Here is a 17111-nt window from a genome sequence, read left to right on the forward strand (position 1 = left end):
CTCACCGTCGTAGCGCTTTTCTGCCTGATTTCCAATGGTATCGATCAACCTTCCCCCGAAGATCGCTTGTCCGGGAGCTCTGGCACCAATGCCCATCGGTGTGAATTTGCCGGTAATCCAGACGCGTGCGGACCGGTTCGGCTGACTGCCACCCCATTTCTGATTACTGCTTCGCTTCCGCAATCATGTGCCAGTGCCAAGACCCGGGTTTGCGGTGTTCCTTGTCTTCAAGATAGCTGAGTTCGAAATCGTCGAAGAGGTCGACCAGCTCCGCGGCACAACAATAAAAATGCGGGTGGTTCTTGTCGTCCTCGCCATCCTTGACCCATGTGTCAGGGGCGATTTCCCTCCCGATCCCGAAATTGGAATTTCGCTTGGAAAGCATCGTGCCCTGATAAATTCCACCCGGTTTCAGCACCCGTGCTATTTCCGAGATCGCCTTTTGGACCACCGTCGGATCTCCGTGATAAATCACATTGAAGGAAAGAACGTAGTCGAATGTCCCACTTTCAAAGGGCAATTCGGTCATCGGGGCAAGATGCGTGGCAATATTCAAACCGCCGGCATTTGCGCTTTCCTGCAGTTGTGCCAAACCCGCTTCGGAAAGATCAATTGCATGGGTTTCAAAGCCGGCACGGGCGAAGGCCAGCGCGTGGCGACCTACGCCGCATCCAATATCCAGCGCTCTCGTCCGCTCGGCTTGCTGAAACTTGCCGATGAGCGTGGAAACGCCCTCGTTCGCTCTTAACCAGTCCGCACGCCCTTCCTCGGTTTGCCAGCGCTTTTCCCATGCCAGGTGTGCGGTATCAGTCTTTTCTGTAGGAAAAACATTGCTCATCGGGGTGTTCCTTCAAGAATCCTGTTGCGGGCGATGCTACCCAAACGTTCAACACAGAGAACCAGAACGAAGATCATCAGGATAATGGTCATCGCGAGCTGGTAATCAAAGAAATCCATGGCGACCTTCAGTTCAATGCCGATTCCACCAGCACCGACCAGTCCCAGCACCACCGACGAACGGGTCGCCTTTTCCAGGGCAAACAGAGACGTTGTTATGAAGGACGGCATGGCAGCCGGTACCACCGCACAAAAGATCGTATCGAGTTTGCTAGCCCCGGCCGCAGTCAGGGCCTCGCTGGGTCCCTTCTCGACGTCCTCCATGGCCTCGGCAAAAAAACGACCGCAGAACCCGACGGTGTCGACCGCAATCGCCAGGGTACCGGCAAAGGGTCCCAGGCCTACCGTAATCACGAAGACCAGCGCCCAGACCAGGTCCGGGACCGTCCGAAAGAAAGCGATCAGTAGCCGCGAAGACGAATAGAAAATTCTGGAGATAGGTGTGTGCCGCGACAGGCCCTTTGCAGCCAGGACCGCGAGTGGCAGGCTGACAACAACGCCGATAATCGTACCGGCAAGCGCCATCTGGAAGGTTTCGAGCAAAGCCGCGGAAAGTTGAGGGAGCCGCTCCATCGATGGTGGCCAGGCGCGCGACAGGAAATCGGCCATGGCAGGGCCACCGGACAATATCGCGGAAAATGACCACCCTGCTCCCTGAAAGGACAAGAAGACGAAACCCACGAGCAACACGTAGGCACAGAACTGGAAGACGCCGGGGCGCTTGAACCGTCCTGGAAGTTCCTCGCCGCGGGGGCGTCCGGTATCAGCCATAATGCTTGCTCAAATCCGACAGGGAGAGTGTGTTGCTCGCCGCATCCAGAACAATGGTTCCCCGCCTGATCGCAATCACCCGGTCCGAGTAAGCCAACGCCTGTTCAACATTGTGGGACGTGAACAGCAACGTGATCCCTTTTTCCTGTGTCAGCTGATGAAAGAGCTCCATCACCTCTTGTCCGGCAATCGGATCAAGGCTTGCCACCGGCTCGTCGGCAACAATCATCCGGGGCTCCTGCATCAGGGCCCGCGCGATGGCAACGCGTTGGGATTGGCCGCCCGACAGCTGGTCGGCCCGTTTCATCGCCTGGTCAGCCAGACCGACACGGTCCAGACAACTCATGGCCCGTTCGCGCAGCGCTGTGCTTGCAAACAACTGCGACCAGCCCCGCATACCGCCAACACGACCGAGATTGCCGTGAAGCACGTTTGACAGCGCTGAAATACGCGGGACAAGGTTGTGTTTTTGAAAGACAAACCCGACATCCGCACGCACCTTGCGAAGACGGCTAAGCTGCATTGACGTGATCTCATCATCAAAAAGGTGTACCGACCCGTCGTCAGGCTCGATCAGCCGAAGCGCACATCGTAGAGCGGTCGACTTTCCAGCACCGTTGGATCCGATAAGAGCGACGGACTCCCGACGATGCACCGAGAAAGAAATACCGTGAAGAATGCCCTTGTCCTTGCCGAATGATTTGACGAGACCCGAGACAGAAAGCTCTCGAACACTTTCCGCCGCGGAGGTGCGGGATATCGTCACCGGAGCTTCCACGCCGGAGACCTGAACCTGGGCTTGCGCCATTATTCGCCGATGAACCTGTCGTATTGCGGGAAACCCGCAGTGGTGTACATCGACCGGACGATGTCATAGGCACCGTCTTTGATCGCTACGAGATCCATTCCGGAATACTTGTCGTTCTCCTCATGCTGAAGGATCGCCTTGATAATGGTATCCTTGTTGTCGAGGATTGCTTCCCGCACGCCATCAACGGTCGCCGTATCAACATGCGAGCCCACCATAAGCATGTCGTTCGGCAGATCACCGGAACGCGCGATGATCCGGAAAAAGCCGTTTGGTATGCTTTCATCCTTGTTGCGCACGCGGATCCAGGAATTGTGGTTCGTGCCCATGCCCGCGATTTCACCTTTTTTCAGCGCTTCATGCGCAATGTTGCGGGACGTGTGGAGCCTTTCGACATCCTTGACCGGATCGATGCCGTAATCCGCCATCAGCTGCATCGGGCAAAGCATGTTCGACGTCGAACCGATATCGCCGAAAACAACCTTTTTTCCCTTAAGGTCTGCTGGACGGGTAATGCCGCTGTCGGCACGCACGACGATTGCGCAGAAATAGTCCGGACGACCAAGACCGATAAGCGGTGCTGCATCCGTCAGCTTGTTGATGACGATGTATTCTGCCGGACCGGTAACGACAAAATCCACCTGCTGCGCCCGCAACGCTTCCGCAGCGGCCGTACGGCTGGTGACCGGAAAAAACTCAAAGGTGTGATCAGTTGCCTTATCAAGAGCCTCTTTGAACGGACCCCATTCAAGCTGAAGCCGCTCCAGCCCCTCCACGTCGGTGACGGCGAGCCTGAACGTGTCGGCAAATGAAGATGAAACGGTAATCACAAGTGCAGCTGCCGCAAGCGCAGCGGATCTAAGGAAACGCATTTTAGGAACTCCCCAACAGACCGACAGAATTTCGGTCAAGCTGTTGGAGTCTAACCACCGCAACGCCACTGGATGTGAAACAAATATGTAGTTTTTACGAATTTATTCGGGACGATAACACGCAAGAAATCTCATTAGTTCAGTTGTTGCGCAATATTGTCCATTTATTACTTTGCCTTGTTTCTTTCATGGCAAATAAATTTGATATCGATGTCACAAAAAATCACAAAAGTATAATCGTATAGACATCTGAATTTGGAAAAATATTGCTAGTTGCCTCCCGGTTTCGTGGAGGTCCTTATGCTGGTTGTCGAGCAGTTATCTAAAGTTTTTGGTGATCTGACCGCCGTTGATGGCGTTTCACTAGCGATCCCAAAGGGTCAGATGGTCGGCGTCATCGGCCGGTCGGGAGCCGGCAAGTCTACTTTGCTCCGCATGATCAACCGTCTGACAGATCCGACAAGAGGATCGATCGACAACGAGGGACAGGATGTTACCGCCCTCAAAGGCCACGACTTGCGCCTTTGGCGTGCTTCCTGCGCCATGATCTTTCAACAATTCAATCTGATCGACCGGATGGACGTTCTGACCAATGTCATGGTCGGCAGGATAGCTCATACCGGTTTCGCAAGATCCATGCTTCGCTCGTTTACAGACCAGGATCGTGTTCGGGCGATCCAGGCGCTCGATCGGCTTGATCTGGTTCCACAGGCATTGCAGCGGGCGGGCACTTTGTCCGGCGGACAACAACAGCGCGTCGCAATTGCCAAGGCCTTGGTCCAGAACCCCAGCATCATGCTCGCAGACGAGCCAATCGCATCTCTTGACCCGGCAAATGCCGTTCGGGTGATGGAAGCACTCAGGTCTATCAACCGTACCGATGGCCTGACCGTTCTGGTCAACCTGCACACACTCGACACGGCACGAAGTTACTGCGACCGCATCGTCGCCATGAAGGATGGCAGGGTTCATTTCGATGGCGCGCCCAGGGCCCTGACGACGGAAAAGGTGCGCGCAATCTACGGAACGGATGATCTGAGCGACGAGATCAATGAGGCGGTGACTTCCACCTCCCTTCAAACAGGTTCCTGCCGACCACAAAGGCAGGCGGTCGGGACCTGACACCTGAGCGAACCGAAGCACGTTTGCGTCAATCGAGCGGCTGCGGCCGCGTGTACCAGCCGTTCCATACGGCAAGCATGGAGTACTATGATGAAGGCTATTTTCGCAGCAGCAGTTTGGACGACCATTCTCGCGGCCTCCCCGGCCCTCTCCGAAGGCTGGAAGGATCAGTACAAGACCATCAAGTTCGGCATCCTGTCCGGTGAAAACGAAAAGGATCGGATCGCCCGCTATACGCCGTTTGAAAAATATCTTGAAAACCAGCTTGGCGTCGAAGTCGAGATCTTCACCGCCGGATCCTATGACGGTGTCATCCAGGCCATCGCTGCAGACCAGATCGAGTTCGCGTTTTTTGGCTCATCGTCCTACGCGGCTGCATACACGGAGACCAACGGTGGTGTTGTTCCGCTTGTCTCGCGTCTGCAGAAAGACGGTTCGACAGGCTACTTTTCCGTTATCGCCGTACGCTGTGACAGCGGCCTGAGCTCGCTGGAGGACTTGAAGGGCAAGACACTCGCATTCGCAGACCCTGATTCCACATCCGGCTATGCTGTCCCCTATTTCAACTTGAGCAAACAGGGTTACGATCCGAAAACCTATTTCGGTGCAACACCGTTTTCCGGAGCGCACGAAACCGGTGTCCTGGGGGTCTACAACAAACAGTATGACGCGGCGGCCACCTACATCACCAATGAAACCAACGGCATTCCGCAACGCATGGTCACCAAGGGCATGATCGATGAGGGTTCAATCTGCACCATCTGGAAGTCCCCGGAAATAACCTCCGGCCCGCTTGCTGCCCGTGCCAACCTGCCGGAAGACATGATCGCGGACATGCGCAAGACGGTCATGGACATACCGGAAAACGATACGCTCGCCTTCATCGAAATGACCGGCGGCAAGGATTCCACTCAGGACGGCTGGATCGAGGTAGATCACGACCGGTACCAGTGGATCGTCGATATGCGCGACTGGCTGAAGAAGCAGCGCCGCGGTGGCTGATCTGATCCTGTCAGATGGCGCCTCAGGCGCCATCTGCCCATTGTTGAAAACGGGTCCAGCAATGACGGCACTTTCTCCGGCCATCGAACAATTTGAGATCAACTACGCGGCCGCACGGAAATCGGCGCTGCGAACGAGCCGTCTGTCGATAATTCTGTTCGCAGCCTGCTTCCTTGGAGCGTCCTGGATCGGCGGCTTCTTCGACATGACCGATGTGACGCTTCCCGACGGCACCCGCGTGTCCATGTGGAAGATTTGGGCCGGCTTGCCGCGCCTCGGCGAATACCTCTACAAAACGCTGCCGGTGCTGCACTGGGAAACGCTCGGAACGGATATCGCCAACTGGTTCTGGCGCTGGAAGGTCTGGCTTGAACTCTTGATCGAAACGATCCTGATTGCCTATATGGCAACGTTTCTGGGTGTAATCGGCGCCTTTTTGCTTAGTTTTCCGGCGTCCCGCAACCTGGCTCCAAAAAACTTCGTTCTCAACGCGACCAGACGATATCTGGAAATCGTGCGAACGGTTCCCGAACTGGTCTGGGCCCTGATATTCGTGTTCTGCTTTGGTGTTGGCCCCCTGGCGGGCGTCCTCGCAATCGGGCTCCACGCGACCGGAGCACTCGGCAAACTTTATTCCGAAGCCAATGAAAACGCCGACATGCGGCAGGTCGAAGGCATCAAGGCGTCCGGCGGATCCTGGTTTGATCAGGTTCGGTACGGGATCGTGCCCCAGGTCGTTCCCAACATCATCAGTTACACGTTGCTGCGTTTCGAAATCAACGTGCGCGCCTCATCCATCATCGGCTTTGTCGGCGCAGGAGGGCTTGGACAGGAAATCCGTGTCGCGATGTCCTTGCAGGAATACACCGATCTTTCTGCGCTCTTCCTGATCATATTCGTGACCGTGATCCTGATCGACACGATCAGCGAAAAAGTCAGGCACCGCATCATCGGCCTCACAGGCCAGGGAGTGTAACATTGGAAAAGGTCACTCGGGATCTCGACACGGCGCGTCGCCAGGTGCCTGGCGCATTTGATTCACCGCGCAAGAAAAGGCTGATCCACGCAGGTGGCTGGACTGCCTTCGCGCTGCTGACATGCTGGTGCCTTTGGGCCTTCGACTTCTCCCCGTCACGTATCGTGAACGGGATCACACGTTTCGGCGGGGTCCTTTCCTTCATGTTTCCGCCCCACATCTGGGAGACCTGGGGCGAATGGCAGGAAATTCTGAAAGGGCTCGGTGAAACGGTCGCAATGGCCTTCATGGGCACATTTCTGGGGGCAATCGTTGCATTTCCTCTCGCGTATCTGGGTGCAAAAAACATTATGCCGGTATCGTGGTTCCGGCTCGGTGTCCGACGCGGCTTCGATAGCCTCCGCGCGGTTGAACAGATTATTCTGGCCTTGATTTTCATCCGCGCTTTCGGTCTTGGTCCACTCGCCGGTATTCTTGCAATTGCCGTGTCCGAAGTGGGAACACTCTCGAAACTGTTTTCGGAAGCCATCGAGAACACGTCGAAAAAACCCGTTGATGGTGTGAGAGCGTCCGGCGCCGGAAATCTGCAGACTATCCGTTTTGCAATTCTGCCCCAGGCCCTGCCGGTGATCCTGTCGATCATCCTCTACAATTTTGAGTCCAACACCCGTTCCGGCACGATCCTGGGCATTGTCGGTGCCGGAGGTATTGGGTTCCTGCTTGCAGACCGCATAAGCGCCTACCGTTGGCCGGAAGCCTGGACAATCATTTTTCTGATTATCGTCACGGTATATCTGATCGACGGCTTTTCCGGATTTTTACGTCAGCGTGTCATCGGCGCGAAAGAAAGTGGCAGGGTATGAAAACGTTCAAACCGGGCTCCGGCATGAAGGGGTCCCTGCCCTCCACATCATTCCGGCCGGATTGACCAACAACGGGTTAAAGAAATCCGGTCGGTTACCTCGCCGCCGTCCCGGATATGATCCAGGACCTCGTTCGTCCGGATCCATTGCCCCGGCGCAAGACCTTGGCAGCAATTTCATTGAAGACGATTACTCCATGATTTCCAGGGGCAGGCCCTGGATTGGCTGCAGCAGTTGAGATTCCTTTCAACGCTGTAACGGATTCCACTCAGAGAACCCGACGCCCCTTCAGCCAGGCCATCTTGACGAAAGGATGCCCGTCGTGAAGAGCGACATGCAAGAGGTCCGCACGTTTGCCGACCGCTATTTCGCCCCTGTCATCAAGACCGGAAACTTCTGCTGGCGTCCCGCTCACCATCCGGATCGCGGCGGGCAGGTCTTCCTTGAAACTCGCGTCTGCGGCGATCATGAAGGCACCGTCCAGCAATGACCTCGGCACGTAGTCGGACGCCAGAATGTCAACCAGGCCTTCCGCCATCAGATCGCTCACCGCGACGTTTCCGGATTGCGACCCGCCTCGCAGCACGTTCGGCGCGCCTCCGACTACGCACATCTGATGCGCTTTCGCCTTGCGTGCGGCTGCCAGCGTGCAAGGAAACTCGGAAACCGTAATGCCTTCGGACAAGGCCTCATCGACGTGATGAAGCTCCGTATCATCGTGACTGAGCAAAGGCAGCTTGTGCGCATGCGCAAGTGAAATCACGGCAGGGCGGACCTTTTCGCTGATTTCGTCTGAATGATTCAACAGGTTCTGCGTGGTTCTTTCCGCTTCGGTGCGGGACTCTCCGGTATCTGCCATTCTGCGTTGCGTGTAGGCTTCGATATTCTTGCTCTGACGGCGGCCCGGAAGATGTTCCATCACCGAAATCATGCGAACAATGGACTTACCGATATTTTCTTCCGTTAGCCGCGCCGTTTCGGCATCCGTGATCTCGCAACGAAGATGGACCATATGCTCGGCTCGGAACATGCCGGCAGCCTGCCCTTTTTCCAGAGCATCAACCATCGGTGCGAGAACTTCACGACGCTCCGGTCTGGAGACCGTTGCACCGACACAGAGACTGTCGAAAACCGTCGTGATACCGCTGCCGATAATCTGCGCGTCATGGGCGAGCGCCGCTCTGAGCGGATCCCAACGCACATGGGCGCGCGGATAAACATGCTTCTCGAAATGGTCGGTATGAATGTCGACAAGCCCGGGGATCAGGTAATCTCCGTCGAGGTCCTGCCCTGCCTGCGGCGCCAAGCCGGTATCGATGGAAACGATACGTCCATCGGAGATCGCAACATGACCCGTTACGACCTGGTCCACCAGGACGATCCGTGCATTTTTGAGAACAGTCAGTTCACTGCCGGTTGGCAGTGTCTTGTCGGCAAACGTCATGGGTCACTCCGGCGTGGAAACTCCCCGGAAAATACCCGGGCATCTGCAGCTTATATCAGGAAGGAGACCTTCTACCTCCAAATTGGCCGCACATTGTGACAGTTTCTCGAAGAGACTGTGACACTGGAAGTAACAGCAGAGCGATGTTACCGCGAGCGCGGTGCGCCTGTTACCGGACGCACCAGATATCCAATGAGATTGTTCGCCGATTTGGTTTATCCCAATTGTGAAAGCGTCGCCTATCGCACCATCGTCAACCGGTTCCAATCGGCATAATCCGGCGAGCCTTCGCGGCGAACTTCACCCTGATAGCCATATTCGACAAGATGCACCATGACCGACGTCTCGCTGGCCAGAATGACGGAATAGCATTCGTTGAGATCCGACGCGCTCAGGTTCGTTTCATTGGCGAAATCCGGCCAGCCGGCGTGGTTTGTCCCGCGCGGTGCACTGAAGGGAACACCATGGAAGGATCCCGAAAGCGGCAGATGACAGTGTCCGTGGAAGATATGCCGGATCTTGGCACGATGTTTTTCAATGACGTTCCCGAACTCCTCCGCATCCTGCAACATGATCTTGTCCATCGGTGCAATTCCCGTTGGCACCGGATTGTGATGCATGAACAGGAACACAGGACCGGCCGTTTCGTTCAGTCTTTCATCCAGCCAGCTCCTGCGGGTTTCGCAATAGTAACCGGCATGGGAATTGGCGCCCCAGGTGTCCAGGAAAATTGCCTGTCCGAGGGGGAGGTCCAGGACGGATTGCACAAACCCGTTGTCGTCGACCAGATCGGGAAAAACGGACACGAACACATCGCGTTCGTCGTGGTTGCCGATACATAGGTGAACGGGCACGGATAACCCGGAAATCGTTTCCTTGAGCCGAAGATAATCTGCACGATCGCCCCAGTCGGAAAGATCACCTGTTATGACCAGCGCGTCGGCATCCGGATGATGCGTGAGCGCGTGACCAAGCGCTTTCCTGAAATTGTCGTTCGGCTCGCGCCCTCCGATCGTTTCGCCGGGCGCGGTCAGATGGATATCCGTGAGTTGAAGAAGTTTCACCTCTTCCTCCAATTATTGTACTGACAGGACCACTGCCCGTCGAAACGGGCAGCGGTGAATTTTTCGGGAGCGATCCGCCTAGCTGCCGGACGGAAGCAGGTCCTCAACTTCTTCCGAAAGCTCTTGCTGCAATTCGCCCATGTCTTCGTATTCGCCGGTGACGATACCTTCGATACCATCATAGATCACCTGCGTGATCGCCAGCCCGTTGTCGCCCGGGTAGGCCTGCCAATCACGCAGCAGCGGCAACTGGCGAACAGCGGTTTCCTTGTTCGGGTTCTGCTTGTAGAAATCCGCCAGGATCACTTCGTTGGCTGCCTTGTTCGGCGGCATGTAGCCGGTGGTGCGGGCCACATCGGCGGCGCCTTCACCGGAGGTGATGAATTTCAGCCATTTCCAGGCGGCATTCAAAACTTTCGGATCTTCGCTTGTGGACACCAGCATGGCCGCATTGCCACCGGCGGGCAGACCTTTCGGACCGCTTGCTTCCAGCCCGGGAAATTCGTTTGTTTTAAGTTCGAATTCACCCTTGGCGCGCTCAACCGCCCCAAGCGCGGATGTCGACCAGAACATCATGCCGATTTCACCGGCGGAGAACGATGCAAGTGCCGCTTTCCATTCAATGTTCTGCATGTCGCAACCGCGAAACAGGTTCTTCATCGTCTCGAAGGACTTCAATCCTTCCGCCGAAGAAATCTGGATCGCATTGCCTTCCATGGTTGCCTTGTCCTGGGACCACATCAGTGCCTGAAGGAACCAGTTCCCGGTAATGTTCCATCCCCAGAACATCGGGTTTCTGACGCCGGCCTCGTGCAGCTTGCCGCATACCTCGACGACTTCGTCCCAGGTTTTCGGGAGTTGGTCCATGGACGTGATCCCGGCTTTCGCCATCACGTCCATGTTGTAGTAACCGACCGGCAGAGAGACCGAAAACGGCAGGCCGTAGATGTCGTCGTTGAACGTGCCGAGTGCCAACATGGCATCGTGATAGCCGTCCTTGGCGAAGTCTTCCTCTTTGAGGATGAACGGCTCGAGCGGTTTGGCGATGCCTTTTTCGACGAGGATCGCCTGACGGTTCAAACCCTGCATCGTCACGTCAGGAAGGGTACCGGCGACCGCCTCGCGCAGGATCGTGTTCGTCCCGTCCTCATAAGATTCGTAGGTGGCGCGCATCTTCACGTCGATATTCGGATGCTGCTCCTTGAACTTGGGAAGGATTTTCTCGTACGTCACGTCGAACAAGTGGCTGTACGGATAAGCAAACTCGATTGTTATCGTGTCTTCCGCCTGCGCAGCCGAGGCCGTCAGCAGCATTGCTATTGCGGTGAGGGTCTTATTCATGGAACTCTCCATCTGTTGCCGTGGGAACGGCTGGTCGCCAAACTCGTCCGTTCCCAAGTGATCCCCGAAACGGGATTCAGGTGATGGGACCGCCGGATGGCGGTCCCGCATATTGTTGGGATCATTTCATCCCCGACAGTGTGATGCCTTCAATGAAGCGGCGCTGTGCGATCAGGAACGCCACGATCAGCGGTGCGACAATGATTGTCGCCGTCGCCATCATCGGGCCGAAATTGTCGCCATCCGCGTCACCCTTGAACTCGCGCAGACCGAGTGGCGGCGTGAACAGAGACCGGTCACCGGTGACGACAATGCGCGGCCAGAAATAGTCATTCCAGTGAGCGACCACCGAGAAGATTGCAAACGCCAGCAGCGCCGGAATAGCAGTGGGAAGCATCACGTTCCAGATAATCGAAAACTCGCTCATGCCATCCATGCGCGCAGCGTCGATCAGGTCGTCCGGCACGGTCATGAAGAACTGCCGCATCAGGAAAATTCCGAAAACCGAAATCGTCCAGGGAATGATCAGCGCGGCATAAGTGTTCGTTAGTCCGACCTTGGCGAGCATGATGTATAGCGGCAGCGCAATGGCGTGAACCGGAATGAGCAGACAGAAGAGAACAAGGCCGAATATGGCTTCCCTGCCCCAGAACCGCAGTTTCGAAAGGGCATAGGCACAAGGCAGGGCAACCAGGACCTGAATGAGAAAGATGGACACTGTCACGACCACGCCATTGAAGAGATACCGCAGGAGTGGCGCTTTCTCGAAAGCAGTGGTGTAGTTGTAAATAACCGGCGTCACCATGCAATCCACGGCGTCCTTGCCAAGCTTGATGCAATAGTCGTCCCTGAACAGCTCCTGCATCCCGAAGAAACCGCCTGTGTTCTGCATGATTTCAGCCGGGCTTTTGAAGCTGTAACTGAGCATCACGTAGAACGGCAGCAGCACGATTACGCTTCCCGCGATCAGCACGATATGTTTCAGGGTCTCGGCACCTGAAAAACGGAATGCAGGCAAGGTACCCGCACTGACTGCCGCTTGAGTTGTCTCACTCATGTGTAGTGCACCCTTTTTTCCACCAACCATCGCTGTGCCAACGTCAGGAACATCACGAAAGCCAGGAACACGACCGTGATTGCCGCCCCGATCCCCATCAGGTTTTGCTGGATCGCTTTTTCGTAGATCGCGAACATCATGACGTAGACCGATTTGGACGGCCCTCCACCCTGCGGATAGAAGGCTTCAACGGTGTCGAAAACCTGAAACGAGCGGATGAATGAAATCGTGACGACAAAGACGGTTGTCGGTCCGAGCATCGGCCATGTCACGAGCCGGAACCGGTCCCAGGCTGTCTCTGCGCCGTCCATCTCCGCCGCGTGGTAAAGTTCGCGCGGAACGGATGTCAGGCCGGCGAGATAGAGCACCATGTTGAAGCCGAAACCCTGCCAGATGCCGATAAAGGCAACGGTCCAGATCGCATAGTCCCGGTCCGTCAGCCAGAGCGGGAAACCGCGTTCGCACCCTTTGGCGTACCAGTGCCATGTCTCCAGAAATGAACCGCACCCGCGCTCGAGCGTCGAATTGACAATTCCGATGGTCGGGTGGAAGGCGAATTCCCAGACAATCGCCATGGCGATCAGCGCCGCCATAACGGGCAGAAAATAGATTGTCTTGTAGAGATCGCCGAAGCGTCTGGTCGAGTTGATCAGAAGCGCAGCACCGAGCCCGAGACCAACGGAGAGCGGAACCACGACAAAGACGTATCGGAAGGTGGCGCCGAACATCTTCTCATACGTCGATCGCGTGAAGATCTTTTCGTAATTGTCCAGGCCGACAAAGTCTGCTCCCGGATTCCCCAGGCTGTAGTTTGTGAAACTCAAGGCTCCTGCAATCGTGATGGGCATCAAAAGAATGACCACCATCAGGAACAGAGCCGGTCCGACAAACCACCAATGTGCTTTGGTACTTTGCATCAGGCCACCTCGGCGACGTCTTCGGCAAGCGACCTGCTGAGATCCAGACGCCGTCCGTCATTGCCGAATACCATCGCCTGTCCGCGCTCCCGGCTGACATGAACTGTCTGACCAAATGATACGGTCCGCCCTTCAACTGGTGAGACCCGGACAACAAGACGCTGCGACGCGTTCATGATGGCGACATGGAGATAAATGTCGGCGCCCAGATTTTCCTTGTGTACCACCTGACCCGAAAAGCTCTCGGAGACGTCCTTGTCACAAAGCGACAGATGCTCGGGACGCAATCCGATTCTTACCGGCCCGGCAGGGGCATCGGTTGTGACACGCGACAAAGGCAAATCGAGACAGCGTGCGTGACCTTCCTTGTCGACTGACCCGGGCAGAAGATTGATTTTCGGTGCGCCAACAAACTCCGCGACACGCAGTTCCCTCGGATCATTGTAGATCTCGTCCGGTGCGCCGAGTTGAAGAATTTGGCCGTCCATCATGACAGCCATTCGGTCGGACATGGTCAACGCCTCGGCCTGGTCGTGCGTCACATAGATGAATGTCGTCTTCAGAGCCCTGTGCAGTTCGGCAAGTTCGGAACGCATATGGATCCGAAGAGAGGCATCCAGATTGGAAAGCGGTTCATCCATCAAAAACGCGACGGGTTTGCGAACCATGGCCCGGCCGAGCGCCGCTCTTTGGCGCTGGCCTCCGGAGAGCTGACCCGGTTTTCGGTCCAGCAGATGGTCGATCTTGAGAATCTGGGCCGTATCACGCACCTGTTCGATGATCGCCCTGTATCGGGTGCGTGCAATGAGCGGCCCCAACACAGGCAAACGTCCCGCAAGGGGAAGATCCCGGAGTTTCAGCGGCGTCATCATGTTCTGCGCGACGCTCAGATGCGGATAAAGCGCGTAGGACTGGAACACCATCGCCAGGTTACGGCGCGCCGGACGCATATCATTCACTGCGATACCGCCGATCGCAACAGTCCCGGATGTCGGGGCTTCCAACCCGGCCAGAATGCGCAACAAGGTTGACTTGCCGCAGCCGGACGGACCGACAAGAGTGAGAAATTCGCCATCTGTGATGTCGAGATCAATCCCGTTCAGAACCGACGTTGCACCAAAACTCTTTTCTATTCCCGATAAGGATATCGCGGTCATCGATCACTCCCGTTGCCAGGAGGGACCTTATTGAGGTTGATTGAACTGTGTGTGACGTAATATTAGTGCAGCTAATAGCAGTTACGGTTTGGCAGCTCAGCTAACACGGAACTGTCATGAACACGTCTCCCAGCCCCTACCAGATCAAGGCTTTCACCCATGTTGCCCGCGAGAAGAGCTTTTCGCGTGCCGCAGGAACACTCGGTGTAACCCAGTCTTCCATCACACAGCACGTCGCAAAACTTGAGGCGTTGATGGGTACGCAGTTGTTTATCCGTCGCCGAAGCGGCCTGGAACTTACCCGGGCGGGCAAGGAGCTCTTCGCGATATCCGATCGGTTGACGACCATGGAACAGTTGGTCAACGAAAAAATCAGTGACTACAGCGCTCTAACCGACGGTCATATCAGGCTGATTGCAAATGCACCAAGACCTGCGATGCCAATCATCGCGGAATACGGCAAGCTCTACCCGCAGGTTCAGATCGACTTCACTCTCTACAATTGGACAACTGCCATGACGCTTCTGGCCGAGCGGCAAGTGGATATTGCGATCATGACAGAACCGGAAGATGGTCCCGCGCTCTTCACGCATGAATTGCGGCGCAGCCGTTACAAGGCCCACATGCAGGCGGATCACCCGCTTGCGGCAAGGTCTGCCGTCTCCCTGCGTGATCTGCAGTCGGAGACGCTGGTCCTGCCCGAGGACGGCTCGCTGACACAGAAAATCGCAAGGAAGAAAATGCAGGAACACGGAATTCAGTTCTCGCGCATCCTGCGAACAACCACATTCCCGATGGTGAAAGAGGCAATACTTCACGACCTCGGGATCGGCTTACTCCTGGAAAAGAGCATTTTCCCGTCCGATAGGCTTGCAGCGGTTCAGGTCGAGGAAATGCCTGAGGAATATCGCGACTGCATTGCCATACCGGCCGACAAACGCGAACTGCGTCTTATTCGCAGCTTTCTCGATGTGGCGGTTGAAGTCAGGGCCGGTGAAGGGTTTTGATCATGGTTGACCAGCGGCACATTTCAGGGGGATATCGCGCTCTTCAATCTGAGCCACGGATTGGTCAGGCGATGGCAATCGAGCAATAGATTCTGCCCGGAAAGTGCTACTTCAACTTCAAAAACACTTTTTAGTTGCTTTCAATTCTTTCACTTATAGTAAACAAAAATTTAAAATTCGTCTTAAAATCCGGACTTTACACTGAATTCGTTGCGGGATAGCAACACCGGAGGCTATTCCCCGCTCCAAAGCACAACATAAGCATGGGCATGCGCGTGAAGGTATAATAATGTGCGGCGGAACAAAAAACATAAAAGTGGCACCGCGTTCTATGCGTATCTTATCGGCTCTCCTTTTGAGCGCTTGCTTGGTTGAAGTATCTAGTGCGGCGGACCTCCGGCAAGTCGTTCAGGAAGCGGTTTCGACCAATCCGGACATTCTGGAATCCGCGGCCAACCGGCGCGCGCGCGATTACGAATATCGCCGGTCGCAAGGAGCGTTTCTGCCGACCCTAGATCTGTCTGCAGAGCTTGGCCCGGAACGACTGGATCGACCCAATTCCTTTTCTGCCGACGAAAACGACAAATGGCGATTTTCCAAGGAATTCACGGTGACCGTGCAGCAATTGCTGTTCGATGGCTTCACCTCGGTCAACCAGGTCTATCGCCAGAGTGCCCGGGTCGACGGTGCTGCCTTGCGGGTGATGGAGAGATCCGAGGCAACTGCACTCGACGCGGTCGAATCCTATATCGACGTCTTGAGAAACACGGCAATTCTTGCCAAGGCGCGGCTGAACGTCGACAAGCATCGCCGGATCTATTCCGATGTCCGGCAGCGTTTCGAAGGCGGTGAAACCGGCGCCGCCGATCTGGCACAGGCGCGCGAACGCGTCGCGGCGGCCGAAGTTATTGTTTCAGAGGTACAGCAATCCCTTCTGGACACTATCGCCAAATATGAGCGTGTCGTCGGAAAGAAACCTGCTTCGCTCGCACCTGCCAGCCCGGCCAAGCTGCCGGGACGATCGGTTACCCAACTGGTCGATTCGGCGGTACAGGTTCATCCAACGGTCCGCGCGGCGATCGCAGATGCGGATGCTGCAAAATTCGAATACCAATCCACCAAGGGAAATTTTCTTCCTGAAGTCGCTCTTCAGGGTCAAGCGACAGTCGGCGATGACGTCGGTGGCATTGAAGGGCGAAACAATGAGTATTCCGGAAAACTGGTTTTTTCCTGGAATCTGTACAATGGCGGTCGCGACACTGCCCTCACCCAGGAATACAGCGAGCGCCTGACCGAAGCACAGATTCGTGTCGACCGGGTTCGCAGGGAGTTGAAGGAAGGGATCGAACGGTCCTTTGCTGCCGTCTCGACAACCACCAGCCGGATCAAGGCCCTGCGTGAACAATTGGCAGCGAACAGGCAGGTCGTCGAAGGCTATCGTCAGGAATACGACATCGGCCAGCGCACGCTGCTGGATGTTTTGAATGCAGAGAACGCGCTCTTCAACAGTGAGATAGAGTTGATTTCGGTGCGCGCGGTCTACGCGTTTTCCACTTATCAGCTGCGGGCGACGTCAGGTGACCTGCTCGCTTACCTGAATGTTTCACCTCCGCCCGAGGCGGCAGACGGACAGCGGGACTCCGCGACAGTCCTTCCCAGAAACCTGATAAATCTCGAGCCGTTACGTAAATTCTAACGTTTCACACGCATATTTGGATTGCCGGGCAACCGGTGAACCAATAATTTACGTCTACACACCGCAACGAGGCTTTGCCGGAAAACGTTTGCCTTGTCCGGATCGCCTGTCGTGTTG

At 55.8% G+C, this 17111-nt stretch carries 16 protein-coding genes; 6 read left to right on the forward strand and 10 right to left on the reverse strand.

What is annotated here, in order from left to right:
- Window positions 1–163: 163 nt before the first annotated feature.
- The 4 genes from LA5095_RS14435 to LA5095_RS14450 are packed head-to-tail and all read right to left on the reverse strand — an operon-like array spanning window position 164 to window position 3348.
- Window positions 164–838 carry a class I SAM-dependent methyltransferase gene (locus tag LA5095_RS14435; protein WP_055116098.1) on the reverse strand — a complete coding sequence of 225 codons (675 nt, stop codon included), beginning with the start codon at window positions 836–838 and terminating at the stop codon, window positions 164–166.
- Entirely contained in the window at window positions 835–1668 is an 834-nt protein-coding gene (phnE, locus tag LA5095_RS14440; protein WP_055116101.1) for a phosphonate ABC transporter, permease protein PhnE, read from the reverse strand. The genes LA5095_RS14435 and phnE (LA5095_RS14440) overlap by 4 nt, the downstream gene beginning before the upstream one ends.
- A complete protein-coding gene (phnC, locus tag LA5095_RS14445; RefSeq protein WP_082442407.1) occupies window positions 1661–2476 on the reverse strand; it encodes a phosphonate ABC transporter ATP-binding protein in 816 nt (271 codons plus the stop codon). Before phnC (LA5095_RS14445) ends, phnE (LA5095_RS14440) begins: the two co-directional genes overlap by 8 nt.
- Window positions 2476–3348: a phosphate/phosphite/phosphonate ABC transporter substrate-binding protein gene (locus tag LA5095_RS14450; protein WP_055116104.1), complete on the reverse strand. Its 873-nt coding sequence runs from the start codon at window positions 3346–3348 to the stop codon at window positions 2476–2478. Before LA5095_RS14450 ends, phnC (LA5095_RS14445) begins: the two co-directional genes overlap by 1 nt.
- A gap of 300 nt (window positions 3349–3648) precedes the next feature.
- On the opposite strand from LA5095_RS14450, the gene phnC (LA5095_RS14455) reads away from it, so the two are divergent.
- The 4 genes from phnC (LA5095_RS14455) (at window position 3649) to phnE (LA5095_RS14470) (ending at window position 7311) form a co-directional block, all read left to right on the forward strand.
- Window positions 3649–4470: a phosphonate ABC transporter ATP-binding protein gene (phnC, locus tag LA5095_RS14455; RefSeq protein WP_035898537.1), complete on the forward strand. Its 822-nt coding sequence runs from the start codon at window positions 3649–3651 to the stop codon at window positions 4468–4470.
- A gap of 90 nt (window positions 4471–4560) precedes the next feature.
- The gene (phnD, locus tag LA5095_RS14460) at window positions 4561–5472 is read left to right on the forward strand and encodes a phosphonate ABC transporter substrate-binding protein (RefSeq protein WP_029061643.1); all 912 of its coding nucleotides are present in this window, start codon (window positions 4561–4563) and stop codon (window positions 5470–5472) included.
- Window positions 5473–5533: 61 nt separating this feature from the next.
- Complete coding sequence (phnE, locus tag LA5095_RS14465; protein ID WP_055116861.1) at window positions 5534–6448, forward strand: phosphonate ABC transporter, permease protein PhnE; 915 nt, start codon at window positions 5534–5536, stop codon at window positions 6446–6448.
- A gap of 2 nt (window positions 6449–6450) precedes the next feature.
- Window positions 6451–7311: a phosphonate ABC transporter, permease protein PhnE gene (phnE, locus tag LA5095_RS14470; RefSeq protein WP_055116106.1), complete on the forward strand. Its 861-nt coding sequence runs from the start codon at window positions 6451–6453 to the stop codon at window positions 7309–7311.
- A 268-nt stretch (window positions 7312–7579) separates the two neighbouring features.
- On the opposite strand, the gene LA5095_RS14475 is transcribed toward phnE (LA5095_RS14470), so the two are convergent.
- From LA5095_RS14475 to LA5095_RS14500, 6 genes are all read right to left on the reverse strand, one after another.
- On the reverse strand, window positions 7580–8755 hold the full coding sequence (locus LA5095_RS14475; protein WP_055116108.1) for an alpha-D-ribose 1-methylphosphonate 5-triphosphate diphosphatase: 1176 nt from the start codon (window positions 8753–8755) through the stop codon (window positions 7580–7582).
- 239 nt (window positions 8756–8994) lie between these two features.
- Window positions 8995–9819, reverse strand: a complete 825-nt coding sequence (locus LA5095_RS14480) for a phosphodiesterase (RefSeq protein WP_055116863.1) — start codon at window positions 9817–9819, stop codon at window positions 8995–8997.
- A gap of 78 nt (window positions 9820–9897) precedes the next feature.
- A complete protein-coding gene (locus LA5095_RS14485) occupies window positions 9898–11160 on the reverse strand; it encodes an extracellular solute-binding protein (protein WP_055116865.1) in 1263 nt (420 codons plus the stop codon).
- Between the two features lie 121 nt (window positions 11161–11281).
- The gene (locus LA5095_RS14490) at window positions 11282–12217 is read right to left on the reverse strand and encodes a carbohydrate ABC transporter permease (protein ID WP_082442408.1); all 936 of its coding nucleotides are present in this window, start codon (window positions 12215–12217) and stop codon (window positions 11282–11284) included.
- Window positions 12214–13134, reverse strand: coding sequence for a carbohydrate ABC transporter permease (locus LA5095_RS14495; protein WP_055116110.1), 921 nt, complete (start codon window positions 13132–13134; stop codon window positions 12214–12216). Before LA5095_RS14495 ends, LA5095_RS14490 begins: the two co-directional genes overlap by 4 nt.
- Window positions 13134–14291 carry an ABC transporter ATP-binding protein gene (locus LA5095_RS14500; RefSeq protein ID WP_055116112.1) on the reverse strand — a complete coding sequence of 386 codons (1158 nt, stop codon included), beginning with the start codon at window positions 14289–14291 and terminating at the stop codon, window positions 13134–13136. The genes LA5095_RS14495 and LA5095_RS14500 overlap by 1 nt, the downstream gene beginning before the upstream one ends.
- A 116-nt stretch (window positions 14292–14407) precedes the next feature.
- On the opposite strand from LA5095_RS14500, the gene LA5095_RS14505 reads away from it, so the two are divergent.
- A complete protein-coding gene (locus tag LA5095_RS14505; RefSeq protein ID WP_055116114.1) occupies window positions 14408–15298 on the forward strand; it encodes a LysR family transcriptional regulator in 891 nt (296 codons plus the stop codon).
- A 367-nt stretch (window positions 15299–15665) separates the two neighbouring features.
- Window positions 15666–16994: a TolC family outer membrane protein gene (locus LA5095_RS14510; RefSeq protein WP_208992698.1), complete on the forward strand. Its 1329-nt coding sequence runs from the start codon at window positions 15666–15668 to the stop codon at window positions 16992–16994.
- The last annotated feature ends 117 nt before the right edge of the window (window positions 16995–17111 follow it).

The organism is Roseibium album (assembly GCF_001404515.1).
GTDB classification, from domain to species: domain Bacteria; phylum Pseudomonadota; class Alphaproteobacteria; order Rhizobiales; family Stappiaceae; genus Roseibium; species Roseibium album.

Coding starts and splice junctions, on each gene's coding strand:
- LA5095_RS14495 (WP_055116110.1), bottom strand. CDS start 13,134: ATGCAAAGTACCAAAGCACATTGGTGGTTTGTCGGACCGGCTCTGTTC.
- LA5095_RS14435 (WP_055116098.1), bottom strand. CDS start 838: ATGAGCAATGTTTTTCCTACAGAAAAGACTGATACCGCACACCTGGCA.
- LA5095_RS14485 (WP_055116865.1), bottom strand. CDS start 11,160: ATGAATAAGACCCTCACCGCAATAGCAATGCTGCTGACGGCCTCGGCT.
- LA5095_RS14500 (WP_055116112.1), bottom strand. CDS start 14,291: ATGACCGCGATATCCTTATCGGGAATAGAAAAGAGTTTTGGTGCAACG.
- phnC (WP_082442407.1), bottom strand. CDS start 2,476: ATGGCGCAAGCCCAGGTTCAGGTCTCCGGCGTGGAAGCTCCGGTGACG.
- LA5095_RS14505 (WP_055116114.1), top strand. CDS start 14,408: ATGAACACGTCTCCCAGCCCCTACCAGATCAAGGCTTTCACCCATGTT.
- phnE (WP_055116101.1), bottom strand. CDS start 1,668: ATGGCTGATACCGGACGCCCCCGCGGCGAGGAACTTCCAGGACGGTTC.
- LA5095_RS14475 (WP_055116108.1), bottom strand. CDS start 8,755: ATGACGTTTGCCGACAAGACACTGCCAACCGGCAGTGAACTGACTGTT.
- phnE (WP_055116861.1), top strand. CDS start 5,534: ATGACGGCACTTTCTCCGGCCATCGAACAATTTGAGATCAACTACGCG.
- phnD (WP_029061643.1), top strand. CDS start 4,561: ATGAAGGCTATTTTCGCAGCAGCAGTTTGGACGACCATTCTCGCGGCC.
- LA5095_RS14450 (WP_055116104.1), bottom strand. CDS start 3,348: ATGCGTTTCCTTAGATCCGCTGCGCTTGCGGCAGCTGCACTTGTGATT.
- phnC (WP_035898537.1), top strand. CDS start 3,649: ATGCTGGTTGTCGAGCAGTTATCTAAAGTTTTTGGTGATCTGACCGCC.
- LA5095_RS14490 (WP_082442408.1), bottom strand. CDS start 12,217: ATGAGTGAGACAACTCAAGCGGCAGTCAGTGCGGGTACCTTGCCTGCA.